Below are 24,526 nucleotides of genomic sequence, written 5' to 3'. Positions count from 1 at the left end.
GGAAAGGTAAACGCGTGGCCATCAGCCAGTCCTCCATCCTCGACGCGCCGGCCGCGCCCGCGCGCAATCTTGCCGAACATGCATTGAAGCGGATCGAAGATGCGCTCGGCGCCTTCGCGGCCTTCATTCTTACCATGCTGCTCGCGGTTGTGCTGGTGAGCGTCGGATTGCGCTATTTCTTCTCGACCGGCTTTGTCGGCTCAGAAGATCTTGCAATCTGGCTGCATGTCGCGCTGATCGCGCTTGGCGCGCCGCTCAGCCTCGGCAGCGCGCTGGCCATGCGGCTCGATGTTTTCATTCGGTTGCTGCCGGCGCGTTTGCTGCCCCTGGCTCAGATGCTCGCGGATGTGTTCACGGTCCTTGCCGCGTCGATCCTGCTTTTTGGCGGCAGCGAGATTATGGCCATGCTGGGCGGCGTATCGCCGACGCTTGGCATCCCGGAATGGATCCGCTTCGGTTTTCTTGGCGCGGGAGGCGGCCTCGTCCTCGTCGTGCTTGTCCTGCGGCGGATCGGAGAGGGCAGGATCGGCGGCGTATCCGCATCGCTCGTGCTCGGTGCGGCGGTCTATTTCGGTGTCCCGGAGACCGGATTTGGCACGGACCTGCCGCCAAGCCTCTTTCTGGCGGTCGTGGCGGGGCTTGGCCTGCTTCTGGCCGCGCCGCTGGCGCATGCCTTCCTTGCCGCGGCCTATGTCGCGATCGCCTTCGGCAGCAGCCTACCGGAACCGGCGATCGTTTCGACGACCGTTACCGGCATGTCGAAGTTCCTGCTGCTCGCCATTCCCTTCTTTCTCCTGGTCGGCGGGCTCTTGACGGCGTCTGGCGTCGCCAACCAGCTCGTGCGTTTCGCCGCCTCCATGGTCGGCCACCGGCGGGCCGGGTTGGCGCAGACGACGCTTCTGACGAGCGTGCTGTTTTCCGGCGCCTCCGGCTCGTCTTTCGCCAATGCTGCCTTCGGTGCATCGACCTTCCAGCCCGAACTTGTCCGCCACGGTTATCCGCCGGCGCAGGCCGGTGCGATCATCGCCGCGACCTCGGTACTGGACAACGTCATTCCGCCCTCGATCGCCTTCCTGATCCTTGCTGCGGCGACCAACCTGTCCGTGGGTTCGCTTCTGGTCGGCGGTTTCTTTGCCGGCGGGCTGATGGCCGTCTGCCTTGCGGTGGCCATTCACCTGACGGTCCGGGAGCAGGTAGGGCAGGTCCGTGCGACGGGCGCCGAGCGTGGAAGGGCCGCCATAGCGGCCATTCCGGCCTTCGGCCTTGGTATCATTGTCGTGGTGGGCATCCGCGTCGGCGTCGTCACGACGACGGAAGCTGCCGCCCTGGCTGCGCTCTACACGCTCGGCCTTGCGGCCTGGTCGAAACTCGGGTTCGGTTCCGTCTTTCTTTCTTTCCGCCAGGCAGCGACGGAAGCGGCTGCGATCGGCTTGCTGATCGGCACCGCCGGTCCCTTCGCGTTCCTGCTCGCCGTGGATGACGTCTCGGGCCTCGTCACCCAATTCGTGACAGTTTTGGGCGGAAGTGCGCTTGCGGTCCTCATCCTTTCGAACATCATCCTTCTCGTCGTCGGCCTCGTGCTCGATATCGGCGCGGCGATCCTGCTGTTCGGCCCGATCCTGCTGCCGGCCGCGGTGGCCGCCGGCATCGATCCGATCCATTTCGGGGTCATTCTGGTGGTCAATCTGATGATCCACGGCCTGACGCCGCCGCTCGGCATGCTCATCTTCGTGGTGAGCGGCGTGACCCACATTCCCGCCACAGCGCTCTTTCGGGCCGTCGTGCCCTATCTCGCCGCGCTTCTCGTTTCCCTGGCGATCTTTTGCGCCTGGGCGATTCTTTTCTAACGCATCTTGTCATGGGGACATCAGACATGAGCAATCTCAACCGCCGTACTCTTTTGAAGACCGCTGCCGCCACCGGGCTCGCCTTTGCGGCGCCGGCCTATATTCGCGCGGCATCCGCCAGCGCCACGACGATCACGGTCGCCTCGCTCTTGGGTGACGACAAGCCGGAAACCAGGGTGTGGGTGAAGATCAGCGAACTGGTGGAGGCGCAGCTTCCGGGCCAGTTCCGCTTCAATATCGTCAAGAACGGCGCACTGGGCGGCGAGAAGGAAGTGGCCGAAGGCGCCCGCCTCGGTTCCGTTCACGCCAGCCTTTCGACAGTCTCCTCGCTTTCGGGCTGGGTACCGGACCTGCAGATACTCGACCTGCCCTTCCTCTTCCGGGATGCCGCCCATGTGCGCAAGACGGTCGATGGCGACGTCGGCGCCGACCTCCGGCAAAAGCTTGCCGCGCAGAATTTCGTGGTCGGCGACTTCATCAACTACGGAGCGCGCCATCTCCTCACCAAGGAGCCGGTCACGCGCCCGGACCAGCTGAAGGGCAAGAAGATCCGGGTTATCCAGAGCCCGCTGCACACGAGGTTGTGGAGCGCTTTCGACACCACGCCCGTCGGTATTCCGATCACCGAGACTTACAATGCGTTGTCGACCGGCGTTGCCGATGCCATGGACCTTACCAAATCGGCCTATGCCGGCTTCAAGCTCTACGAAGTCGTGCCCTACATGACGGAAACGGGCCATATCTGGGCGTCGGGCGTCATCTTCTACGCCGCCGGCTTCTGGGGCCAGCTTAACGATGAGCAGAAGGCCGTCTTCCAGGATGCATCGCGCCAGGGGGCGACCTATTTCAACCAGCTCATTGTCGAGGACGAAGCGAAGTCCGTCGAGCAATCGCTGAAGAACGGCGGCAAGCTGCTGAAACCGGACGCGTTTGACGAATGGCAGAAGGGCGCGCAGGGCGTCTGGCAGGATTTCTCCGCCATCGTTGGCGGCGTTGAGCGTATCAGGGCCGTCCAGTCGGCATAGCCCTTGCCCCGTACAGGCGTTCAACACGGCTCTGCCGCCCGGCGTATTTTTTGGCGCCGGGCGGTTCAACGACGGTCAGAACTCGATCACGACCTTCCCGAATGGTCCGCGATCGAGATGTGCAAAGGCCTGATCCGCCTCCTCGAAGCGATAGCGCCTGTCGATCACCGGCTTGAGGCCGATGCTGTCCACGGCCCGCACGAAATCCTCCAGTGCCCGGCGATGACCGACCGAAATGCCCTGCACGACCGGCGACTTGAGAAGAAGCGCGGAGGCGGGACCGGAGATTTCGAACCCTTCGAACACGCCGATCAAGGAGACCCGCCCGCCGACAGCCACCGCTTTCAGCGCCTCTCCAAAACCCGCGCCGCCGGCGATATCGAGCACGTGGTCGGCGCCATGGCCGTCCGTCAGGTCGATGAGCCGCTCGACCCAGCCGTCACGCGGGAGCAGATGGTCGGCTTTGAGCGCGCGCAGCCTTTCGTGCTTTTCTGCGCTCGACGACGTGACGAAGGTCTGCGCGCCGTGCGCCCGTGCAATCTGCAAGGCGAAGAGAGCGACCCCGCCTGTTCCCTGGATCAGCACCTTCTCACCGGCCTTCAGGCTTCCGCTCTCGATGAGTGCCATCCATGCTGTAAGGCCGGCGCAGGGCAGCGTGCTCGCTTCCCCGGCATCCAGCGTCTTCGGTGCGGCAACGAACCAGTCGGCCGGGAACGTCACATATTCCGAGAGCACGCCGGGATGCGCACCGCCGAGCGTCCTGTAGGGCGGATTGCGCGCATCGCCCAGGCCCTTGCCCTCGATCCGGCCGGGCATGAAGGTGGAGATCACCTTGTCGCCCGCCTTGAAGCGGCTGACGCCGGGGCCGACGGCCTCGACCACGCCGGCCATGTCGGAGGCGGGCACGAAGGGATAGTCCAGCGGCAGGCCCATGCCGCTCTCCAGAACGAGCTTGTCGCGGTAGTTGAGGGAAACGGCTTCGGTGCGCACGCGAACCTCGCCATGCCCGGGCTCCGCGATTGCCGCAGCGCGGATCGCGAAGTCCTTCGGACCGATCGCCGCCATGCTCCACTGCCTTGCCATTGTCATCGCTAATCTCCTTCTCGATGTGTTGAAGGAAGTCTATCGTTGAAAATTCATCGGCAGTTGCGGTATTAATTCGCCACACTGGTTCCTGAATGGATACAATATGGAACACCTGAAGGACGTCTCGGTTTTCGTGGAAGCGGTTGATGCCGGTGGGTTCTCGGCAGCGGCGAAGCGGCTCAACCTGACACGCTCGGCCGTCGCCAAGACGATCGCACGCATGGAGACGCGGCTGAAAGTCAGGCTCTTTCATCGCACGACGCGCAGCCAGGGCATGACGGAAGAAGGCCGCTATTTCTATGAACGGTGCCTGAGGGCGATCGAGGAGATCCGGGCCGGCGAGGCCGAACTGGAATCGGGCCGGCGCGATGTCCGCGGCAAGCTGCGGGTCACGATGCCTGTCATCTTCGGCCGCCAATGCGTCGCGCCGCTGCTGATCGGCCTGTTGGACCACCATCCGGGGCTCGAACTCGATCTGTCCTTCAGCGACCGTGTCGCGGACCTGCGGGCTGACGGGTTCGATCTTGCGGTGCGCAATGGCCGTCTCAAGGACGATGCCGACACCGTCGTCCGGCGGGTCGCCTTCCAGCGCCTGACGGTCTGTGCCTCGCCGGCCTATATCGAGATGCATGGCGAACCACAGCGACTGGAGGATTTGCCAAACCACGAGGGCATCATCTATGGCAAGAGAGAGAGCCACGATACCTGGGTGTTTCCATCGCCCGATGACCCCTGGCGCGTCGTCCTGCCCCGTTCCCGCCTAAGGCTGGATGATCTCGAATCGATCCGGGATGCAGCCTGCCGCGGGTTGGGGCTTGCCTGGTTGCCCTGCTGGATGATTCGGAACGATGTTGCTGCTGGACGGCTTCGACAGGTCCTGAGGGCTGTGCCGTCGGTCACCTTCGAAACCCACGCTGTCTGGCCGCGCTCCCCCGTCATGCTGCCGCGCGTCCGGCTGGCGATCGATACCCTGGCGGCTGGGCTGCCCGGCATGATGGAGTAGAGGGGAGATGTGGGTGCCGGGTGGACATCCTTCCGGCGTCCCGGCAATATCCCGGCTTCGTCATTGTCACATTCGCATCTTCACCGGAGGCACGCCCGTTTTGAACCGGCCGGGACACCATCGCGGCGCGGGCTGGCGTCTGTTGCTCGCTTTCATGCTGCTTTTTTCCGCGCATGAAGCGCGGGCGGCAGACCTGTCGATCATCACCTCCTATCCGCCTTCCTTCTACGAGCCGTTCCAGCGTGCCTTCGAGGCGCGCAATCCGGATATCCGCGTTACGGTCGTGCAGCGCAACACCGGCAGTGCAAGCCGTTTTATCCTCGAAAAGCCCGAGGTCGCAGCGGACATCTTCTGGGCATCGGCGACGGACGCGTTCGAACTCCTGAAGCGCAAGGGTGCCCTGCGAGCGATCCAGCCGCGGCAGACCGGAGCGCCGGAGCGCATTCTCGGCTATCCCGTCAACGATCCGGAGGGCTTCTATCTGGGCTTCGCGCTGTCCGGTTATGGGCTCGTCTACAACGCCGCCTACCTCGCGCAATACGACCTGCCGGTGCCACAGAACTGGCAGGACCTGCTGATGCCCGTCTATGCCGGCCATATCGGCATCACCTCGCCTTCCCGTTCCGGCACCACGCATCTGATCGTCGAGGCGCTGTTGCAGACCTACGGCTGGGAGCGAGGCTGGGCGTTGCTGTCGGAGCTCGGTGGCAACCTCTCGACTGTGACGGCGCGCAGCTTCGGCGTTGCCTCGGGCGTTGCGCAGCGCCGCTTCGGCATCGGCGTGACGATCGACTTCCTTGCCAAGGCGCCTGATGTCTCGGGCGCGGAAAACGTCTTCGTGCTGACGCCGGATCCCCTCTACGTGCCGGCCAACATCGCCATCCTCTCGCGAGCAAGAAACGCGGAGGCTGCCGAGCGGTTCGTCGACTTCCTGTTCTCGCAGGAAGGGCAGGACATCCTCCTGCGCCCGGCGATCGGACGCATTCCGGTGCGGGCGGCGCTGAATGCCGGGTTGCTGCCCGCAGAAAATACTGGTGGGCTGCTGGCGGCGAACGGTTTCAACGCGCGCCTTTCGGCTGAGCGCTACGGCATCGTCAACCTGATCTTCGACGACTACATCGTCCGTCGCCGGGCGATGCTCGCCCGTCTCTGGGCACGGCTGCGGGCGCTTGAGGGCGAGGCTGCGGGGGATGCCGGCAGGCGCAGCACTTTGGCGAGCGTGCGCCGGCTGCTCGGCACACCCCCGCTCTCTTCCGAGGATGTCGAGAGATTGGCCGAAGGCCTGAAGGGGGAATGGCCGCGGGGCATTGCCCGCACGACCGAACAGCAGGCCTTTGCACGCGACATCCGCGGCGCCGTCGAGCGGAATCTTGCCCGGGCGGAAAGCCTGCTTGTTGGCATCTCGACCGCGGCCGGGCGGCGATGATAGAGGCCGCCGCCATGGAGACGAGCAAGAGATCACGATGGAACGGGCAGAGCCGCTGGCGTTTCGGTATCGGTGCGCGTCTTGGCGCGGCCTTCGTCGCCATCGTCGGCCTCGCCGTCTGCGCCAGCCTCGTCGGCTGGCTCTCCTACCGGGAATTGTCGGGCGAGCTTTCGCGCATCGCTGAAGTGCAGATGCCGCAGCTCGCTTTCGCCTCCCGGCTTTCCAAGGCGGGTGCCGATATCGGTTCGGTCACCGCCGCGCTGACCGGCGCGGAGACACGGGCGGAATATGACGAGACGAGGCGTGTCTATGCCGAACGGTTGGCGGCGCTGCAGGCGCTTTTGGAAAACCACGAGCCGGAGCCGTCGGTACAATCCCTGCTGCCATTGGCGGCGTCGATCAACGGTAATCTCGCCCGGATCGACCTTGCCGCCGGCAAGCGCTTCACGCTGGCCGAGGCGATGCGCGCGGATGTGGAGGAGCTGCGCTGGGTTCAGGCCGATCTTATCGAAGAGGCCGATCCGTTGGTCGACGATATCCGCTTCAACATCGAGGCGGAGACGCGCAACGGCCGCAGTGCCGCAGCGCTCGGAGAACAGCGGCGCAGCGAGGCGCTGCTCACCGTGGTGTCGCAGGCCAATCTTGCCACAGGGTTGATCGCCCGGCTGGTCAGCAGCGCGACGGCGGAGGAGGTTCAGGAGGCCAATGCCTTTCTCGGTGACAGCGCGGACGAGCTTGCCGCGCGCCTTGCGACGCTGGAGGGCTGGCCGGACAGCCTGACGGTGCGCCAGCTCGCCCGGCGCATCCTGCAGCAATCCGATCCCGCGACCGGCACGCCCAACCGGAAGCGCTCCGAAATGCGCGAGGCGGGCCGGCTCGGAGAACTGGCAAAGGAGAACAGCCGGCTCGTCGCGGAACTCGGCCAGCGCATCGAGGCGGAGGTGGTGGCGATCGAGGCACGGGCGGGTACGGCGGCACAGCGGGCTGCCGCGGCCATCGATCTCGGTCGAAAGCTGCTTGCGGCCATCGCCCTGCTGGCGGTGGTGCTTGCCATCGGCATCGGCGTGTTCTACGTGCATCGTAGTCTGCTGGCGCGCATCGATCAGCTCGCCCATGCCGCGATGGCGATCAGTGCGGGCAATCCGGCGGTGCGGATTCCCGCCGGTGGTGACGACGAGTTGGCGGACCTCGCCCGGGCCCTTACCCTGTTTCGCCAGACGCGTGACGAGCTGGTGCAGTCGGCCAAGCTGGCGGCGCTGGGCCAGATGGCGGCGGGCATCGGGCACGAACTGAACCAGCCGCTCGCGGCGATCCGCGCGCATATTCACAGTGGGTCGACGCTGATTGCGCGCGGCAACAGCGAGCAGGCGCTGAACAATTTGGAAAAGATCCGCGCTCTGACAGCCCGCATGGCCGGCCAGATCAGCCATATCCGTCGCTTCGCGCGCCGGCCGGATGCGGAGCTGCACCCCGTCGATCTTCCGGCCGTCGTACATGAAGCCCTGAGCCTTCTAGAGCACCGCTTCGAGGAGGAGCGGGTGACACTGAAGCTCGCCCTACCGCCCGATATGCCGCGCGTGATGGCCGAACCGGTGCGGCTGGAGCAGGTCGTGGTGAACCTCATCGCCAATGCGCTCGATGCCGTCGCCGGTCGGCCTGAACGGATGGTGACGGTGACGGCCGAGAAAAGCGTTGCGGGGGCGAGCCTGATCGTCGGTGATACCGGCGCGGGTATCGCCGCGAAGGATCGCGGCGCAGTCTTCGACCCCTTCTTCACCACCAAGCCGGTCGGCGCCGGGCTCGGGCTCGGCCTTTCCATTTCCTACAACATTATCAAGGACTTCGGCGCCGACATCGGCGTGCTGGAGACCGGGCCCGGCGGCACGCGTTTCATCGTGTCCCTGAAAGGAGCGGCATGACCGCATCGACCGACATCATTCTCGTCGACGACGACGCCAATGTGCTAGACGCCTGCCGCGAACTGCTCGAGATCGAAGGATTTCGCGTCAGCGCGCATGGCTCCGTCGCCGCCTCGCTTTCCGGCCTGCAGGCGGACAGCGAGGCGGTGATCGTGTCGGATGTGCGCATGCCCCAGCAGGACGGCTTCGACCTTCTCGCCGCCGTGCGGGCCATCGACCGGGAGATTCCCATCGTGCTGATGACAGGCCATGGCGATATCCCGATGGCACTGCGCGCCATGCGGGATGGTGCCTGGGACTTCCTCGAAAAGCCGGCCGACCCGGTCCATCTCATCGAGACCGTACGTCGTGCGCTCGCCCATCGCCGGCTGCTCGTCGAAAACCGACGTCTGCGCCTTTCCGTTGCCACGGATGGTTGGGAGGCGCGGCTGATCGGCCATTCGGCGCCGATGGTGCTGCTGCGTGAGCGACTGCAGCGCATCGCCGGGGCCGCGACCGACATCCTCGTTCTGGGGGAAACCGGCACCGGCAAGGAGGTGACGGCGCGGGCGCTGCACGATTTCAGTGGGCGCAAGGGCCGCTTCGTCGCGGTCAATTGTGGCGCGATCCCGGAGACCATGCTGGAATCGGAACTGTTCGGCCATGAGGCCGGCGCCTTCACCGGAGCGAAGGACAAGCGCATCGGCAAGATCGAACATGCCGACGGCGGCACGCTCTTCCTCGACGAGATCGAATCCATGCCGCTGTCTGCGCAGGTCCGCCTGTTGCGTGTGCTTCAGGAGCGCGTCATCGAGCGGCTCGGTTCGAACGACGAGGTTGCGGTCGATCTCCAGGTCGTTGCCGCGACGAAGGCGGACCTGCATCAGCTCGCCCGGCAGGGCAGGTTTCGCGAGGACCTTGCCTACCGGCTCGACATCGCCCGCGTGGAGCTTCCCGCGCTTTCGGCGCGTCGGGGCGACGTGGCGCTGCTCTTCCGTCACTTCCTCGATCTTGCCGCCCGCCGCCAGGGCCGCGCGGCGCCGCATGTGGATGCGACCTTCCTTGCCGATCTCGACCGCCGCAGCTGGCCGGGCAATGTGCGGGAGCTGCGCAATGTCGCCGAACGCTATGTGCTCGGCCTGGAAGACCTGCCGGTCGGCGGGAGCGGGTCATCCGGGGAAACACTGGAGGCGCGCATGGATCGGGTGGAGCGGGCGATCCTCGTCGACAGCCTTGCCGAGCAAGACGGCCGCATCGGCACCACAGCCGATGCACTCGGCATCTCGCGCAAGACGCTCTATCTCAAGATGCGCAAGCACGGCCTCGGGGGCGAGGAGGAGGCGTGAGGTTACCGTTCTGACCCCGAGAATTGGGGGCGATGTTACCTTTCTTTCCCATTCTCCGGGCGGAAACACCGGTTTTCCGGGATTTCCGAAACTGGCACGGGCCTTGCTGACATCCTGATGACCGCCGGAGAGCCGGCGGTGCCATTGGGAGGAAAACCATATGCTCAAGACCATTGCCGCGGCGATGCTGATGTCGGCTGCCGCTCTTTCGACTGTTTATGCTGAGGACGGCGGAAAGGTCACCGTCATCACGTCCTTCTCCAAGGACGTCACCGATCCCTTCAAGGCCGGCTTCGAGGCCGCCAATCCCGGCTATACGCTCGACGTGCAGAACAAGAGCACGAGTTCCGGCGTCAAGTTCGTCGACGAGACGAAGGCCAACAACCAGGTCGACCTGTTCTGGGCTTCCGCGCCTGATGCTTTCGAGAACCTGAAGGGCCGCAACCTGCTCGCCAAGTTTGCTCCGTCCGTCACGGGCCTGCCGGAGAAGGTCGGCTCCTATCCCGTCAACGATCCGGATGGCTACTATTTCGGCTTTGCCGCGTCCGGCTACGGCATCATGTCGAACGACCGCTATCTGGAGGCCAACAACCTGCCGCAGCCCACGGAATGGAGCGATCTGCTGAAGCCGGAGTATCATGATCACATCGCGATCGCTGCGCCTTCGCGTTCCGGCACGACGCATCTCACCATCGAGACCATCCTCCAGGGTGAGGGCTGGGAGAAGGGCTGGGCGACGCTGACGGGCATCGGCGGCAACCTCCAGCAGGTGACGGAACGCTCCTTTGGCGTGCCGGATGCGGTGAACTCCGGCCAGACGGGTATCGGCATCGTCATCGACTTCTTCGCCTTCTCCGCCAAGGCGAGTGGTTTCCCCGTCAGCTTCAGCTATCCCTCGATCACCACCGTCGTGCCAGCCAATGTCGGCATCATTGCCAATGCACCGAACCCGAAGGGCGCCGAAGCCTTCGTGAACTACCTGCTGTCGGAAAAGGGGCAGGCCGTTCTGCTCGAACCGGCAATCCGCCGCCTGCCGATCAATCCGGTGCTCTACAAGGACGCACCCGAAGGCTTCCCGAATCCCTTCGAGGATCCGCGCTTCCAGTCGATGATCACCTTCGATTCGGATGTTTCCAAGAAGCGCACGGATGTCGTCGATGCCCTCTATGACCAGCTGATCACCTTCCAGCTCGACAGCCTGCGCGATGCGACCAAGGCGATCCATGCTGCTGAGAAGGCATTGGCGAGCAACGACCAGGCCGAAGCGCGGGCGCTGATCGCCGAAGCGCACGGCCTGATCTCCAAGATGCCGGTCACGGCGGAGGAAGCTGCGAGCGACGAAATGCGCGCCGCCTTCACCGGCGGCGAGGAGAAAACGGCCCGCCAGGCCGAGCTGGAACAGGCGTGGGCGGCATTCGCCGGCGAGAAATACGCTGCCGCCAAGACCAAGGCCGAGCAGGCGCTCGACCTCATCGACTGACGCCTTGAGGGTTTCCGCGTCTCCTTGAGAGCGGAAACCCTCTCCCTCCTGTTTTCCCGTCCTGTCTTCGTTCCCCCGGTGCCCATCGGCCGCCGGGCCGGCCGATCTCATTCCGGAGACTGCCTCATGGCTTTCGCACTTTCATCCCTTCCTGCCCGGCGCATTACGGCGCGGCCCGGCCAGGTTCTGGCGGTGACACTGATTGCGCTGTTTCTCGCGATCTTCCTCGTCATTCCCGCCGGAACGGTGATCTACACCGCCTTCACGGAGAAGGGCACCGGCGCGCTCACCGCCGTCAACTTCGTCGACTTCTTCAGGACCGACCTCTTCCGTCGCTCCTTCTTCAATTCCGTCTATGTCTCGGCCATGTCCGTCGTCTGGGCGAGCGCCATCGCGTTGCCGCTCGCGGTACTGACGACGCGCTTCGACTTTCGCGGATCGCTGGTCATCCAGACGCTCGGCTTCGTGCCGCTCATCATGCCGCCCTTCGTCGGCGCGGTTGCCATGCAGCTGCTGTTCGGCCGCAATGGCACCGTCAACCTCCTGCTCAACGACTGGTTCGGCGTCCGCATTCCTTTCATGGAAGGTCTCAACGGCGTCATCTTCGTGCAGTCGCTGCACTATTTCCCCTTCATTCTGATCAACCTCTCCACCAGCCTGCGCAACATCGACCGGTCGATGGAGGAGGCGGCGCAGAACCTCGGTTCGTCCGGCATGCGCCTCTTCCGCCGCATCGTCTTCCCGCTCGCCATGCCCGGTTACCTCGCCGGCGCATCGCTCGTCTTCGTCAAGGTCTTCGACGATCTCGCGACGCCGCTTCTCCTCAACGTCAAGGACATGCTGGCACCGCAGGCCTATCTGCGCGTGACCTCGGTCGGCCTGACCGACCCGATGGGCTACGTCATCTCCGTCATCCTCATCGTCGTCTCGATCTTCGCCATGTGGCTGTCGGCGGTCGCCATGCGCGGTAAGGACTATGCCACCACCCAGCGCGGCGGCGGTGGCCTGTCGCGGCGCAAGCTTGGCCTCGGCGAAAGCATCCTTGCCTACGGTGTCGTCGGCCTCATCCTCCTGCTCGTGCTCTCGCCGCATATCGGCCTGCTCATGCTGTCCTTCGCCACGGTCTGGTCCTTCAGCCCGTTGCCAGATGCGGTGACGCTGGCACATTACGGCCGCGTCTTCGGTGAAAGCTCGATCTACATCAAGAACACACTGATCTACGCGACGCTTGCCGGCCTCATCGACGTGGTCGTCGGCGGTGCCATCGCTTATCTCGTGCTGCGCACCAAGATCGTCGGCCGCCGCTGGCTCGACTGGGCGGCGACCTCGGCGCTTGCCATTCCCGGTGTCGTGCTCGGCATCGGCTATCTGCGCACCTTCTACGGCGTGACGCTGCCGGATGGTACGCCGCTCGCCACGCTTTGGGTCATGGTCGTGCTGGCGCTCGCCATCCGACGCCTGCCCTATGCACTGCGGGCCTGCTATGCCGCCCTGCAACAGGTGTCGGAATCGCTGGAAGAGGCGGCGGAAAACCTCGGGGCGACCAAGCAGCGGACCATCCGCCGCATCGTGCTGCCGCTGATGACGGGCGGGCTTCTTGCTGGCTTCGTCACCAGTTTCTCGACTGCTGCCGTCGAGCTTTCCGCGACGCTGATGCTCATCCAGAGCAATTCCGACGCCCCGCTCGCCTACGGTCTCTACGTCTTCATGCAATCGCCGGCCGGCCGCGGCCCCGGCGCTGCGCTCGGCGTCATCGCGGTCGTCATGGTCGCGCTCTGCACGCTGTTGTCCCACTACGTCATCGAGCGCCGCCAGAAGGCGCTCGGCATCGGCAAATGATCCGGGAGGAACGGACTATGACTATCAATATCGACAAGGCGTCCCTTGCGGACAGCCCCGCCAAGGCGATCAGCATCCGCGACGTGAACCTCTACTACGGTTCGCTGCATGTGCTGAAGGACATCAACCTCGATATCCAGCCCGGCGAGTTCTTCGCCTTCCTCGGTCCGTCCGGTTGCGGGAAGACGACGCTGCTGCGCCTCATCGCGGGCTTCAACCAGGCCCAGAACGGTGCGGTTGTCGTCGGCGGCGAGGATGTGCTCGACATGCCGCCATGGAAGCGCGACATCGGCATGGTGTTCCAGTCCTACGCGCTCTGGCCGCACATGACCGTCGCGCGCAACGTCGCCTTCGGCCTCGAGGAACGGCGCCTGCCGCGCGCCGAGGTGGACAAGCGGGTGGCTGCGGCCCTCGCGCTGGTCGGGCTCTCGCATCTTGCCGACCGGCGGCCCTCGCAGCTTTCCGGCGGCCAGCAGCAGCGCGTGGCGCTTGCCCGCACCATCGCCATCGAGCCGAAGGTGCTGCTGCTCGACGAGCCGCTGTCGAACCTGGACGCGAAGATGCGCGTGGAGGTGCGGCGGGAGCTGCGTGAGCTCCAGCAGCGACTGAAGCTCACCACCATCTTCGTCACCCACGATCAGGAGGAGGCGAACACGGTCTGCGACCGCATTGCCGTCTTCAACGAGGGCCGTATCCAGCAGGTCGGCACGCCGATGCATCTCTACGAGAAGCCGGCCAATCTCTTCGTCGCCAACTTCCTCGGTACGGCCAATATCCTGGAGGGCAGTGTGAAGGGCGAGGGCGCGACGCGCAGTTTCGAGGTTGCCGGTGGTGGCAGCATCCCGGTCCCGGCCGGTGTCGAGGTTCCGGCCGGTGCCAAGCTCGTTTTCCGGCCGCAATATGCGACGATCGGCACGGTTGAAACCGATGCCGTCCCGCTTTCCGGCACCATCGCGCACCGGGAGTTTCTTGGTGCCACGGTGCGCTACGGCGTGGAGGTGGGCAAGGCGACGGTGCTGGTCGATGCCCCCTTCCATTCCGGCGACGGCCTGCTTGCTCCGGGCAGCCAGACGGTGCTCGGCATCAAGCCGGCCTCCGTTCTGTGGCTTGCCGATTGACCCTCCTTGCCTTCGCCGCCCCGGCGGCGAAGGTTTCTCCATGCAAAGGCCTCATGACATGACCGATACTCTGCCCACCCTCCTCGTCATTCGCCACGGGGAGACCCAATGGAACGTCGCCGGGCGCCTGCAAGGAAGCCGCGATACGCCGCTCACCGCCAATGGCGTGCGGCAGGCGCAGGCCGTAGCTGTGCGGCTTTCGGAAACCGTGGCCGGCCTGCAGGATGCAGTCTTCTGGGTGAGCCCTCTTGGCCGTGCCCGGCAGACCGCCTCCATCCTCGCCGATATCTGGGCGGTGCCCTTCGACCGCTTTGCCGAGGAGCCCCGGCTTGCCGAGCGCAGCTACGGCGTTTGGGAAGGACGCCTGCACGACGAGATCGAACGGGATCTGCCGGAGCAATATGGCGCAAACGCATCCGACCCCTGGGAGTACGCGATGCCGAGCGGGGAGAGCCGGACGGGGCTGACCAGGCGGTTGCAGGCATGGCTCCAGACCCTCGATCCGGCCCGCCCGCATATCGCCGTCACCCATAGCGGTTGCCTGCGCGCCTTGCGTGGTCTCTATACGCGCGCCTCACGCGCCGAGATCCTTGCCTATCGCGAGCCGCAGACGGCGGCGTTTCTCCTGACCGACCGGGCCGAGAGGCTGCTCGACGTCGCCCCTAACCTGCTGAAAGCATTCGGATGCGAAGGCGAAGGGAGGACGGTCTGGATATAGGGTACGATGGCGGCTTGCCGCGTGCCTTTGGGTGCCCTGCTGGAAACAGGCGGCAACCATCCGGGCGCGACGCCTGCACGCGGCAAGCCTCATCCCCCGCGCTTCGACGGTAGGAGAAAAAACTACGCTATCCCGGGCAAGTTGGAATGCACGCTCTCGATTAGATTAAATTCTATAGATTATATAATTTATTGAACTGTCGGAGGAGAACACCGTGACGATTGCTGGCTGCGCTTTACCCGTCGCGTCTGCTCCTGACGGTGCGATCGATCCCGGTCACGCTCGGCAGGCGCTTGCCGATGTACGGGCCGTCGATCTCCAAAGGCGAGTCGTCAACGCCGTCCAGCGCCTTCGGCCGTGGCGCGGCCTGCGCATCGTTTCTATCGAGGAGCTTTCATGACCATCCATACCAAGCCCATCCATTTGCCGACGATCGATTTTTCCCGCTTCTATGGCGGCCCAGCCGAGCGGGAGGGCTTTATCCGGGAACTGACCCGCGTCCTGCATGATCACGGCTTCTTCTACCTGACCGGCCACGGCGTGCCGCAGAGCCTGATCGACGACGTGCTCGCTGCCTCCAAGCGGTTCTTCGCGGTGCCGGAGGCGGAAAAGCTGTCGATCGAAATGGTGAAGTCGCCGCATTTCCGCGGCTACAACCGGGCGGGCTATGAACGTACCCGCGGAGAACAGGACTGGCGCGAGCAGCTTGACATCAACACGGAGGGCACCGCGATAGAGACTGCGCCGGCGACGCCCTGGAATCGCCTCTACGGTCCGAACCAGTGGCCGGCGGCCCAACCGGAGCTGAAACAGCTGCTGCTGCGCTATCAGGCGGAGGTCACCCGTATCGGAATCGATGTGCTGAAGGCCATTGCGCTTTCGCTCGGACAGCCGGAAGACGCCTTTGCCGAGATCTACGAGCCGTCGCCTTCGCAGCTTCTGAAGATCATCCGCTATCCCGGCCGTGAGGCCGCTGGCAGCGACCAGGGCGTCGGGGCGCACAAGGACGGCGGCTTCGTCACGGTGTTGCTGCAGGACACGACACCGGGTCTGCGTATCCGTACGGAAGAGGGTGTATGGATCGAGGCGCCGCCGGTGCCCGGCACGTTCATCATCAACAGCGGCGAGCTTCTGGAGCTGGCGACAAACGGGTTCGTGCGGGCGGACGTGCATGATGTCGTCACGCCGCCTGCCGGCACCGAGCGTTTCTCCGTCGCCTTCTTCCTCGGCGCACGCTACGACGCGACCATCCCCGTGATCGCGCTGCCGGAGGAGCTGAAGCGCGCCGAACGGGGTGTGACGGTCGATCCGCTGAACCCGATCTTCCGCGAAGTCGGCATCAATCACCTGAAAAGCCGCCTGCGTTCCCATCCTGATGTCGCTGCCGCGCATCATCCGGATCTGCTGCATCTGCTGGAAAAACCGGCCAAGGGATGACACCTGTGCCCGCTCGGAAGGGCGGGCGTCCCACGACGCCAGGGGTGATGAGGTGATTGGTCCGGGTGGCAGGCTGCCACCCGGATCATTTGCGAGAGGAAGCCGCGTCTACGATGCGGAGGTCAGCTTGACGTTGCCGCCATGGCCGCCGCCGCCGAAGACCTGATGGCCGCCGAAGGAGGAGCGCAGCTGGTTGCGCGGGCCGGGCAGACCGAGTTCCGGAAAAAGCAGCTCGGAGACGCGGTAGGCCTCCTCCACATGTGGATAGCCCGACGCGATCACCGTATCGATCCCCAGCGCCTGGTATTCGCGAAGCCGCGCCGCGACCGTCTTCGGCGAGCCGACCAGCGCCGTGCCGGCGCCGGACCGCACGAGGCCGATGCCGGCCCACAGGTTGGGCGAGACCTCCAGCCTGTCGCGCCGGCCGTTATGCAGTGCCACCATGCGCGCCTGGCCGACGGAATCGGAGTTCTTCGTCAGCACGTCCTGCGCCGAGGCGATGGCCTCGTCGGAAAGTTTCGAGATCAGTCGATCGGCGGCCTCCCAGGCCTCCTCGTCCGTCTCGCGCACGATGAAATGCAGGCGGATGCCGAAGGTCGCGGTGCGGCCTCTGGCAGCGGCGGCCCTGCGGGCATGGGCGATCTTTTCGGCGACCTGGGCCGGCGGCTCTCCCCAGGTGAGGTACTTGTCGACGATGCCGCCGGCGAAGTCGATCGCCGCATCGGACGAGCCGCCGAAATAGATCGGTGGGCGCGGCGCCTGCACGGGCGGCAGGCCGAGCTTGGCGTCGATCGCCTTGATGTACTTCCCGTCGAGGGTGGAGCGGCCGGTCTCGATCAGCTCGTTGAAGACCTGGAAGAACTCGCTCGCGTGGTCATAGCGTTCGTCGTGCGGCAGGAAGATGCCGTCGCCGGCAAGTTCCTCGGCGCTGCCGCCCACCACGATGTTGAGCAGAAGCCGGCCGTTCGACACGCGGTCGAGCGTGGAGGCAAGGCGAGCGTAGTAGGCCGGCGTCGCGGTGCCGGGGCGGATCGCCACCAGGAACTTCAGTTTTTCCGTGCGGGCAGCGAGATCGGCGGCGAGTACGAAGGATTCCTCGCAGGCGGCGCCGACGGGAATAAGCACCCCCGAATAGCCGAGACGGTCCGCCGCTACCGCAATCTCGCGGAAATAGCCCGGATCCGGCGGGCGGCTCAGATCGTCAGAGCCGAGATAGGCACCGTCGCCGGAACTCGGGATGAACCAAAGGAAATCAAGGGGCTGGTCGGTCGTGCTCATGCTGTGTCTTCCGGATTGGAGTGGATCACAAAATAATAATAAATTCTATAGTTTGAGTAAGGAATTATATTCTTCGTACCGCTAACGGTGGAGTTATTCCTTGCGCGGCGCCTTCGGGGCGCCGGTTTGCGTCCTGCTGCCCGAAAGCCGGCGCTCCAGCCACCGGCTGTAGCGGGACGCGCCAAAGCAGATGACGAAGTAGACGAGGGCGACGACGAAATAGGCCTCATTGTAGAAACCCAGCCATTGCAGATCGGTGGCCGCCGCACGGGCGGCGTTGAGAAGATCGAAAATGCCGATGACGGCAAGAAGCGATGTCGCCAGGAGAAAGCCGATGGCGAGATTGACCATGCCGGGGATGACGATGCGAAAGGCCTGCGGCAGGATGACGAGGTGCTGTGTCCTCCAGTAGCCGAGGCTGAGCGCCGTTGCCGCCTCCCGTTGCCCGCCGGGAATGGCCTGCAGCCCGGCGCGGATGACCTCGGCGATGTAGGCGGCCCAGAACAGTGTCACCATGAGGATGGCGCGCAGCATCTTGTCGAAGGAGAGGCTGTCCGGCAGGGCCATGGGCAGGATCAGCATGGCGACATAGAGGATGCCGACCATCGGCGTACCGCGCATCAGTTCGATATAGAGCACCGAGAAGGTGCGCAGCCCGCCGAGCGAGGAGCGGCGGGCCAGCGCCAGCAGCACGGCGATTGGCGTTGCCGCGGCAAAGCAGACGGCCCAGACGAAGAGCGTTACCGGCAGGCCGCCCCACTGGTTGGAGGCGATGGGGGTCGCGGTGAAGGTTCCGGCCAGGAGAAGCCAGCAGGCAAGGATCGCCAGCGGCCAGGCGAGAAGCAAGGTGCGGCCCCAGAAACGGGGCAGGGCGCTTGCCGTCAGGATCGCCGCGATGAGCAGGATGACGAGCGCTGGCCGCCATTGCAGGTCCGGGGGATAGAAGGCGAACAGAATGAAGCGCAGCTTCGCCGAAACGAAGGCCCAGCAGGCACCCTCCCGTGTGCAAGCGCTCGCATCGCCGCTGAAAGTGGCATCGAGCACGGCCCAGCGCAGCAGCGGCGGCAGGGTCTGCGACAGGACAAGCAGCGTCGCGACGGTGATCAGCGTGTTCGTGCGCGTGCCGAAGAGGCCGGTGCGGAGCGTCGCGAGGGTTCGGGTCGCCGCCGTCATCGTGTGCCTCCCCGAAGGGCGACACGGTTGTTATAGGCATTCATGAGTGCGGACAGCGAGAGGTTGATGGCAAGGAAGGTCCCTATCAGAATGATCAGCGCTTCCATGGACTGGCCGGTCGTGTTGGCGGTCGTGTTGATGATGCTGACGAGGTCGGGAAAGCCGATGGCGACGGCAAGGCTCGAATCCTTCGTAAGGTCGAGATAGCTCGATGTCGTCAGCGGCGTGATGACGCGCAGCGCCTGGGGCAGCACGACAAGGCGGATGATCTGGCCGTCATGCAGCCCGAGCGCACGGGCTGCTTCCCACTGGCCGGCGCCGACCGATTGGATGCCGGCCCGCACGATCTCCGCGATCAGCGCGGAGAAGCGCACGACGAGACCGGTCAACAGCGCGGCGAATTCCGGCGAGAGATTGAGCCCGCCGCGAATGTTGAAGCCGGAAAGCGCCGGGGTTTCGGCGACTGGTTGGGCGCCGGAGAGGAGGAGAAAGGAAAGCGGTGCGGCGGTGGCAAGGACGACCGCCGCAAGGCCGGTCAGACGTGTCAGCCGGCGCGCGGCGCGCAGCGCGAGAAGGAGCGCGATGGCGCCAAGACCTGCAAGGGCCAGCGCCGCCGGCAGACCGAATGCACCGCCCTCCAGCGACAGAGAAGGTATGTAGATGCCGCGATTGGTGAGGAAGACGGCGCCGAGGAGCGCGGTGGACTGGCGCGGGGCGGGCAACGCCTTGGCGAGCCCCATCCAGAAGAAGAGCTGCAGCAGCAGCGGCGTGTTGCGGGTGATCTCGATGTACCAGCGCACGAGCGAGGAAAGCAGGAGATTGCGCGAAAGGCCGGCAATGCCGACGGCAACGCCGAGGGCCGTCGCAAGCAGGCAGCCGAGGAGGGAGACCTTCAGCGTGTTGACAAGCCCGGCAAGGATCGCGCGCAGATAGGTATCGCCCGCGCGAAAGGCGATCGGGCTTTCGCCGATCTCGAAATTGGCGGAGCCGGACAGGAAGCCGAAGCCGGGCAGGATACCGATGCGCGCCATGGTTTCGAGCGTATTGTGAACGAAGAGGGCCACGAAAAGCGCGACGACGGCAAGGAAGGCGAGCTGGCCGACCGGCCAGCCGCCCCACCAGGCGCGCACCTTCCCGAAGATGCCGGGCCTTGATGGGCCCGGCATTACGGCGCGAAACACGCGTCTGTCCGACATCAGCGGAATGGCGGCGAGTAGAGCAGGCCGCCGTTGGTCCACAGGCTGTTGTAGCCGCGGTCCCAGCCGAGGGGCTTCAGGTTGCGATCGAAGATCTCGCCGTAATTGCCGACGGTCTTGATGATGGTGTAGGCCCATTTCGGATCGAGCCCGAGCTCGTTGGCGAAGGACGGATCGACGCCAAGGAAACGCTGGATGGCCGGATCGTCCGTCTCCAGGAATTCATCGACATTGGCCGAGGTGATGCCCCACTCTTCCGCCTGGATCGTCGCGTTGACCGTCCAGTTCACCAGTTCCAGCCAGCGGTCATCGCCGCCGGCGATCGCCGGTGCGAGTGGTTCCTTGGAGAGGCGCTCGGGCAGGAGCACGTAGTCATCGGGTTTCTTCAGCTGGGTCCGCTTGCCGACGAGGTCGGAGGAGTCCTGCGTGATTGCATCGACCCGACCAGATTCGAGCGCGTCGATGAACTGTCCGGTATCCTCGATGGTGACCGGCGTGAAGGTCTTGCCTGTCTTGCGGAAGAAGTCGGCGACGTTGAGTTCGCCCGTCGTGCCGCTTTGTGCGCCGACGGTTGCGCCGTCGAGGTCGGCTGCCTTGGTGACGCCGAGGTCTTTGCGCACGAGAATGCCTTGGCCGTCGTAGAAGACCGTCGGGCCGAAGTGGAAGCCAAGCTTGAAGGCGCGGGTGGTGGTGACGGTCACGCCCGAGAGCAGGATGTCGAACTCGCCGCTCTGCAAGGCGGGAAGACGCTGTTGTGGCGAGGAGGAGGTGAACTCCACCTTGTCCGGTGTGCCGAAGACGGCGATGGAAAGGGCGCGGCCGAAATCGATGAAGAAGCCCTGCCACTTGCCGTTGCTGTCGGGTGCGAAGAAGCCTGGCGTGGTACCGACGCCGACCTTGATCGTGCCGCGCTGGTTGATCTTGTCCAGTGTCGGGCCGGCATGGGCGAGACCGGAAAGCATGGTGGTGGCGAGGAAGGCGGCGGCCGCGGCCGATTGAATGATCCGCCGGAAGGATCTTTGCGCTATCATATTGAAATGTCCCCATTTTCAAAAAAGGATCGAACTTCCGGTGTGCGGACGCTTTGGCTCGCTCGGAAGATATATAGATATTATCTATGTAATTAGTGTATTTAAGAAATGAACGTTCAATTTTGCCTGGAAGGAGAAGAAATTTGCTTCCCTGTCGGCGTGGTAGCGGACGGTTTTAACCTGCCGGGTGGAAAAGAATGCGGAACGCTCTGGTCGATTTGCGATCAGCGTTGCGTGCTCCGCGATGGACCTAGGTTGAGAGAGCGTTCCCCTGTGGCAAGTCCCCAAAGGGAGACGGAAAAAGGGCCCGTTCGGGTCTGTCGCAATCCTGTTTGGGGGCGACGCTCTCGGGGTGGGAGAATGCAGGAAGCGTGGCGCCAGCGAATGGCAAAAGAATATTCCTCCTTGAGGCAATGGTATAATCTATAAAATCTATAAACTATATCAATTTTTGATAGGCTGGCCTCCATCATTTCGCGAGGGGACATCCGATGAGCCAGCAATCTGAAACCATTCTTTCCAATGGCCTGTCGCGCCGCGGCCTAATCAAGGCTGCGGGCGTAACCGCCTTGGCTGCCACGGCCGGGGTGATCGGCGCACGGTCGACGCGCTATGCTGTCGCCGGCAATCTCATTCCGATCAAGCTGGAATGGACCGAGGTCGCAGCCTGCCATTCGCCCGTCGGCTTTGGTCTTTCCAAGGGCATCTATGCAAAGCACGGGCTCGACGTGGAGCTGTTCTATCAGGGTGCAAGCGGGCAGACGCTCATTCAGGCGCTCGCCACCCGCAAGGCCGAAGCCGGTCCGGGCCTGCTCTATGACTGGCTGAAGCCGATCGAGCAGGGTTTCGACGTTCGGCTTTTTGCCGGCTCGCATGGCGGTTGCCAGAGCATCCTCGTAAAGCCCGACTCCGAGATCAGGACGCTGACTGACCTCAAGGGCAAGACGATCGGCACCTTCGACGTCATGTCGCCCTCGCGCGTCGCCTTCTCCGTCGCGCTCGCCAAGGCCGGCCTTAATCCGGAAACCGACGTCACCTGGAAGGTCTTCCCCTTCGATCTCGTTGCAGAAGGCGTGCTGAAGGGCGAGGCGGATGCCGTCGCGCATATGGATCCCTGGGCCTATTCCTACGAGAAACAGCACGGTTTTCGCCGCGTTGCCGATACGCAGACCGGCACCTTCCAGGACCGTGTCTGCTGCGTGCTCGGCGTCAACGGCGATTATTACGAAGCCAACAAGGACGCCATCAAGCGGGTCGCGGCCGCCAATCTCGAGATCCACCAGTACACGGCAAAGCACCCGGACGAAGTTGCCAAATGGTACTTCGATACGCTGAGGCCGGGCCTGTCGCTGCAGGATCTGACCGAAGTCCTCGCCGCCTTCACCTATCATGACCATTGGTTCGGCAAGGAACTCCTGAAGGAAGTGCAGATCGGCTATGAGGACCTCAGGCTGACCGGTGTTATCGATGCCTCTACCGATCCGGAGGAGATCGCAAACCGCATCACCATCGACATTTTCGCGTGACGCCATGAGCACGGCGATCGAGGAAACCTTCGGCGGGGCAGGGCGGCGTTCGCTTGCCCTTCCTTTTTCGGGCATCTGGCGCAACGGGCTTTGGGCGGCCGGCACATGGTCTCTTGCTGCAGCGCTCACCTACGGCCTGCCCGATGTCATTGTCTGGGGGGCGACGGAGTTGTTTGCTGCCGTCACGCTCGCCGGCGCGGGGATTTTTCTCGTGCTGTCGGTCACGGTCGGCAGGCTTGGCCGCGTCGGGCAAACGCTCATCCATTACGGGCCGTGGTTCATCGTGCTCGGCCTCTGGCTCGCTGCCTGGGAAGTGCTGACGGCCAAGCTCGGCTGGCTGCCGAAACCGTTCTTCTCGCCGCCGCAGGGCCTCCTGCATGTCTATGTCACGGACTGGGACAGGCTGCTGATCTGCATCGCCTATACGGGGCGCCTCTGGGCTCTCGGTTTCTTCTCGGGCGTTCTTGTCGGCTTTGCCGGCGGTGTCGCGCTCGGCTGGTCGAAGCGTTTCGCCTATTGGGGCATGCCGCTTTTGAAGCTGATCGGGCCGGTACCGGCGAGTGCCTGGATCCCCTGCACCTTCTTCCTATTCCCGTCGACCTTCCACGCCTCCATCTTCCTCGTGGCGCTGGCATCGGGCATTCCGGTTGCCATCCTCACCGCGGCCGGGGTCAGCCAGGTGAACCGATCCTTCTATGACGTCGCCCGCACGCTCGGCGCGGACAACCGTTTCCTTATTTTCAAGGTTGCGATCCCTGCCTCGCTGCCGAATGTCTTCGTCGGGCTTTTCATGGGGCTCTACTATTCCTTCGCCGTTCTGGTTGTGGCCGAGATGCTCGGTGCCAAGTTCGGGCTCGGCTGGTATCTCCAGTTCAACACGGCCTACTCGGCCTATGCCAATGTCTATGCCGCCCTCATCGTCATGGCATTGATCTGCGCGGGGCTGGTGCGGCTTCTCTTCCTCGTGCGTGATGAATTGCTCGGCTGGCAGAAGGGGATCCTCTGATGGCTCTTGCCCTTCCAGAAGCCCCCGCCGCCAGCATTGCGCTCGATGTGGAAGGCGTTTCCCACCGCTATGCGCTCGATGGTAAGGAGCTGCAGGTTCTCGACGATGTGAGCCTGAGGATTGTGCCCGGCGAGTTCGTCGCCCTGCTCGGCCCCTCGGGTTGCGGGAAGTCCACGCTGCTGCGCCTTGCCGCCGGGCTGGAGACGCCGACGGCCGGCAGGGTGCTGGAGGACGGTCGCTCGGTCACCGCGCCGAACCCGGATCGTATCCTGGTCTTCCAGGATGAGACGCTATTTCCCTGGCGCACGGTGCGCGCCAATATCGCAACGGGTCTGGAAGCGCGGGGCCTCATCCGCGAGCGGGAATACCGCATCGACGAGGTGCTGAAGCTCGTCAAGCTGGAAGGCTTTGCTGATTTTTATCCGCACCAACTCTCGGGCGGCATGGCCCAGCGCGCCGCGCTCGCCCGGGCGCTGGTCAACGATCCCAAGCTGCTGCTGCTGGATGAGCCTTTCGGCAAGCTCGACTCCCTGACGCGGCTCAGAATGCAGAACGAACTCCTTGAACTGTGGAAGAGCGCCGGCTTCACCGCGCTGCTCGTCACGCACGATGTCGAGGAGGCGTTGCTTCTGGCCGATCGTGTGATCGTGCTCTCCGACAGGCCTGCTGCCATCGTCGCCGAGGTGCGGGTCGACCGGCCGCATCCACGCCGAAGGGACGACGCAAACCTCATCGCGCTGCGCCGCACGCTTCTCGAAACGCTCGGAATTTCCCATGACGTCTAGCGCGCGCCTCGGCCAGCATGTCGTTGCCCTTGTCGGCGCCGTCCTCGCCATCACCGCCACCGGCTGGTGGTGGCTGATCTTCAGCAAGGTCGTCGAGAACGACTATCTCACCGTTCGCCAGGCCGTAACGTGCCTTGCGGGCGCAAGTGATCTCTGCGCGCTCGCCCAGGCGCTCTGCACCAACGACCATGTCTACGGCATCCGGTGGTACGTGCCGGAAGCCTTCTGGGCCGCAGCAAGCATCCTTGTCGCGGGCGTGGTTCTGTCCGTCCGCCCCTCCCGCGCCTGAGCGCGCCCTACCAAAAGGA

Annotated in this window: 21 protein-coding genes; 16 read left to right on the top strand and 5 right to left on the bottom strand. The window is 64.4% G+C overall.

The features are described from left to right. Window positions 1-14 precede the first annotated feature (14 nt). Window positions 15-1,847 carry a TRAP transporter large permease gene (locus AKG11_RS23830; RefSeq protein ID WP_371260139.1) on the top strand — a complete coding sequence of 611 codons (1,833 nt, stop codon included), beginning with the start codon at window positions 15-17 and terminating at the stop codon, window positions 1,845-1,847. A gap of 26 nt (window positions 1,848-1,873) precedes the next feature. Then, the gene (locus AKG11_RS23825; RefSeq protein ID WP_050745702.1) at window positions 1,874-2,872 is read left to right on the top strand and encodes a TRAP transporter substrate-binding protein; all 999 of its coding nucleotides are present in this window, start codon (window positions 1,874-1,876) and stop codon (window positions 2,870-2,872) included. Window positions 2,873-2,947: 75 nt separating this feature from the next. Here the strand turns inward: AKG11_RS23825 and AKG11_RS23820 are convergent, their stop codons facing one another. Beyond that, window positions 2,948-3,961, bottom strand: coding sequence for a zinc-dependent alcohol dehydrogenase family protein (locus AKG11_RS23820; RefSeq protein ID WP_050745701.1), 1,014 nt, complete (start codon window positions 3,959-3,961; stop codon window positions 2,948-2,950). Between the two features lie 100 nt (window positions 3,962-4,061). Between AKG11_RS23820 and AKG11_RS23815 the strand changes: the two genes are divergently transcribed. The 10 genes from AKG11_RS23815 to AKG11_RS23775 all read left to right on the top strand — a co-directional run bounded on the left by AKG11_RS23815 (window position 4,062) and on the right by AKG11_RS23775 (window position 16,223). After that, window positions 4,062-4,961 (top strand): LysR family transcriptional regulator, encoded by a 900-nt coding sequence (locus AKG11_RS23815; RefSeq protein ID WP_050745700.1) that lies wholly within the window; start codon window positions 4,062-4,064, stop codon window positions 4,959-4,961. 154 nt (window positions 4,962-5,115) lie between these two features. Continuing rightward, on the top strand, window positions 5,116-6,387 hold the full coding sequence (locus AKG11_RS23810) for an ABC transporter substrate-binding protein (protein ID WP_157255829.1): 1,272 nt from the start codon (window positions 5,116-5,118) through the stop codon (window positions 6,385-6,387). Between the two features lie 14 nt (window positions 6,388-6,401). Beyond that, window positions 6,402-8,306 (top strand): ATP-binding protein, encoded by a 1,905-nt coding sequence (locus AKG11_RS23805; RefSeq protein ID WP_050745698.1) that lies wholly within the window; start codon window positions 6,402-6,404, stop codon window positions 8,304-8,306. Beyond that, on the top strand, window positions 8,303-9,631 hold the full coding sequence (locus AKG11_RS23800) for a sigma-54-dependent transcriptional regulator (protein WP_050745697.1): 1,329 nt from the start codon (window positions 8,303-8,305) through the stop codon (window positions 9,629-9,631). Before AKG11_RS23805 ends, AKG11_RS23800 begins: the two co-directional genes overlap by 4 nt. A gap of 160 nt (window positions 9,632-9,791) precedes the next feature. Then, complete coding sequence (locus AKG11_RS23795; RefSeq protein ID WP_050745696.1) at window positions 9,792-11,111, top strand: extracellular solute-binding protein; 1,320 nt, start codon at window positions 9,792-9,794, stop codon at window positions 11,109-11,111. Between the two features lie 126 nt (window positions 11,112-11,237). Further along, window positions 11,238-12,950, top strand: a complete 1,713-nt coding sequence (locus AKG11_RS23790) for an ABC transporter permease (RefSeq protein WP_023512692.1) — start codon at window positions 11,238-11,240, stop codon at window positions 12,948-12,950. Window positions 12,951-12,967: 17 nt separating this feature from the next. Then, complete coding sequence (locus tag AKG11_RS23785) at window positions 12,968-14,068, top strand: ABC transporter ATP-binding protein (protein WP_023512691.1); 1,101 nt, start codon at window positions 12,968-12,970, stop codon at window positions 14,066-14,068. A 58-nt stretch (window positions 14,069-14,126) separates the two neighbouring features. After that, entirely contained in the window at window positions 14,127-14,786 is a 660-nt protein-coding gene (locus tag AKG11_RS23780; protein ID WP_050745695.1) for a histidine phosphatase family protein, read from the top strand. A gap of 214 nt (window positions 14,787-15,000) precedes the next feature. Then, window positions 15,001-15,186 carry a hypothetical protein gene (locus AKG11_RS34665; RefSeq protein ID WP_130517687.1) on the top strand — a complete coding sequence of 62 codons (186 nt, stop codon included), beginning with the start codon at window positions 15,001-15,003 and terminating at the stop codon, window positions 15,184-15,186. Next, window positions 15,183-16,223 (top strand): isopenicillin N synthase family dioxygenase, encoded by a 1,041-nt coding sequence (locus AKG11_RS23775; protein WP_050745694.1) that lies wholly within the window; start codon window positions 15,183-15,185, stop codon window positions 16,221-16,223. Before AKG11_RS34665 ends, AKG11_RS23775 begins: the two co-directional genes overlap by 4 nt. 108 nt (window positions 16,224-16,331) lie before the next feature. Here the strand turns inward: AKG11_RS23775 and ssuD are convergent, their stop codons facing one another. The 4 genes from ssuD to AKG11_RS23755 all read right to left on the bottom strand — a co-directional run bounded on the left by ssuD (window position 16,332) and on the right by AKG11_RS23755 (window position 20,832). Next, window positions 16,332-17,501 carry an FMNH2-dependent alkanesulfonate monooxygenase gene (gene ssuD, locus AKG11_RS23770; RefSeq protein ID WP_050745693.1) on the bottom strand — a complete coding sequence of 390 codons (1,170 nt, stop codon included), beginning with the start codon at window positions 17,499-17,501 and terminating at the stop codon, window positions 16,332-16,334. Window positions 17,502-17,594: 93 nt separating this feature from the next. After that, on the bottom strand, window positions 17,595-18,674 hold the full coding sequence (locus tag AKG11_RS23765; RefSeq protein WP_050745692.1) for an amino acid ABC transporter permease: 1,080 nt from the start codon (window positions 18,672-18,674) through the stop codon (window positions 17,595-17,597). Beyond that, window positions 18,671-19,855, bottom strand: a complete 1,185-nt coding sequence (locus AKG11_RS23760) for an amino acid ABC transporter permease (RefSeq protein ID WP_245290189.1) — start codon at window positions 19,853-19,855, stop codon at window positions 18,671-18,673. Before AKG11_RS23760 ends, AKG11_RS23765 begins: the two co-directional genes overlap by 4 nt. Window positions 19,856-19,869: 14 nt before the next feature. Beyond that, window positions 19,870-20,832: an amino acid ABC transporter substrate-binding protein gene (locus tag AKG11_RS23755; RefSeq protein ID WP_371260143.1), complete on the bottom strand. Its 963-nt coding sequence runs from the start codon at window positions 20,830-20,832 to the stop codon at window positions 19,870-19,872. A gap of 560 nt (window positions 20,833-21,392) precedes the next feature. Between AKG11_RS23755 and AKG11_RS23750 the strand changes: the two genes are divergently transcribed. From AKG11_RS23750 to AKG11_RS23735, 4 genes are read left to right on the top strand one after another with little or no spacing between them, the layout of a single operon-like run. Next, entirely contained in the window at window positions 21,393-22,427 is a 1,035-nt protein-coding gene (locus AKG11_RS23750) for an ABC transporter substrate-binding protein (RefSeq protein WP_050745689.1), read from the top strand. 4 nt (window positions 22,428-22,431) lie between these two features. Continuing rightward, window positions 22,432-23,433 carry an ABC transporter permease gene (locus tag AKG11_RS23745; protein WP_023512620.1) on the top strand — a complete coding sequence of 334 codons (1,002 nt, stop codon included), beginning with the start codon at window positions 22,432-22,434 and terminating at the stop codon, window positions 23,431-23,433. Further along, a complete protein-coding gene (locus AKG11_RS23740) occupies window positions 23,433-24,218 on the top strand; it encodes an ABC transporter ATP-binding protein (RefSeq protein ID WP_050745687.1) in 786 nt (261 codons plus the stop codon). The genes AKG11_RS23745 and AKG11_RS23740 overlap by 1 nt, the downstream gene beginning before the upstream one ends. Then, complete coding sequence (locus tag AKG11_RS23735) at window positions 24,208-24,507, top strand: hypothetical protein (protein WP_050745686.1); 300 nt, start codon at window positions 24,208-24,210, stop codon at window positions 24,505-24,507. Before AKG11_RS23740 ends, AKG11_RS23735 begins: the two co-directional genes overlap by 11 nt. Window positions 24,508-24,526: the final 19 nt, after the last annotated feature.

Source organism: Shinella sp. SUS2 (genome assembly GCF_001262505.1).
Taxonomy (GTDB): Bacteria; Pseudomonadota; Alphaproteobacteria; order Rhizobiales; family Rhizobiaceae; genus Shinella.
The sequence above is the reverse complement of the archived record's forward strand: the minus strand, read 5'-3'. Positions and strand labels throughout refer to the sequence as shown.

Bases quoted from the DNA above. Each gene is read 5' to 3' on its own strand.
- AKG11_RS23825 (WP_050745702.1), top strand. From the start codon at position 1,874: ATGAGCAATCTCAACCGCCGTACTCTTTTGAAGACCGCTGCCGCCACC.
- AKG11_RS23820 (WP_050745701.1), bottom strand. From the start codon at position 3,961: ATGACAATGGCAAGGCAGTGGAGCATGGCGGCGATCGGTCCGAAGGAC.
- AKG11_RS23815 (WP_050745700.1), top strand. From the start codon at position 4,062: ATGGAACACCTGAAGGACGTCTCGGTTTTCGTGGAAGCGGTTGATGCC.
- AKG11_RS23810 (WP_157255829.1), top strand. From the start codon at position 5,116: ATGCTGCTTTTTTCCGCGCATGAAGCGCGGGCGGCAGACCTGTCGATC.
- AKG11_RS23805 (WP_050745698.1), top strand. From the start codon at position 6,402: ATGGAGACGAGCAAGAGATCACGATGGAACGGGCAGAGCCGCTGGCGT.
- AKG11_RS23800 (WP_050745697.1), top strand. From the start codon at position 8,303: ATGACCGCATCGACCGACATCATTCTCGTCGACGACGACGCCAATGTG.
- AKG11_RS23795 (WP_050745696.1), top strand. From the start codon at position 9,792: ATGCTCAAGACCATTGCCGCGGCGATGCTGATGTCGGCTGCCGCTCTT.
- AKG11_RS23790 (WP_023512692.1), top strand. From the start codon at position 11,238: ATGGCTTTCGCACTTTCATCCCTTCCTGCCCGGCGCATTACGGCGCGG.
- AKG11_RS23785 (WP_023512691.1), top strand. From the start codon at position 12,968: ATGACTATCAATATCGACAAGGCGTCCCTTGCGGACAGCCCCGCCAAG.
- AKG11_RS23780 (WP_050745695.1), top strand. From the start codon at position 14,127: ATGACCGATACTCTGCCCACCCTCCTCGTCATTCGCCACGGGGAGACC.
- AKG11_RS23775 (WP_050745694.1), top strand. From the start codon at position 15,183: ATGACCATCCATACCAAGCCCATCCATTTGCCGACGATCGATTTTTCC.
- ssuD (WP_050745693.1), bottom strand. From the start codon at position 17,501: ATGAGCACGACCGACCAGCCCCTTGATTTCCTTTGGTTCATCCCGAGT.
- AKG11_RS23765 (WP_050745692.1), bottom strand. From the start codon at position 18,674: ATGACGGCGGCGACCCGAACCCTCGCGACGCTCCGCACCGGCCTCTTC.
- AKG11_RS23755 (WP_371260143.1), bottom strand. From the start codon at position 20,832: ATGCTTTCCGGTCTCGCCCATGCCGGCCCGACACTGGACAAGATCAAC.
- AKG11_RS23750 (WP_050745689.1), top strand. From the start codon at position 21,393: ATGAGCCAGCAATCTGAAACCATTCTTTCCAATGGCCTGTCGCGCCGC.
- AKG11_RS23745 (WP_023512620.1), top strand. From the start codon at position 22,432: ATGAGCACGGCGATCGAGGAAACCTTCGGCGGGGCAGGGCGGCGTTCG.
- AKG11_RS23740 (WP_050745687.1), top strand. From the start codon at position 23,433: ATGGCTCTTGCCCTTCCAGAAGCCCCCGCCGCCAGCATTGCGCTCGAT.
- AKG11_RS23735 (WP_050745686.1), top strand. From the start codon at position 24,208: ATGACGTCTAGCGCGCGCCTCGGCCAGCATGTCGTTGCCCTTGTCGGC.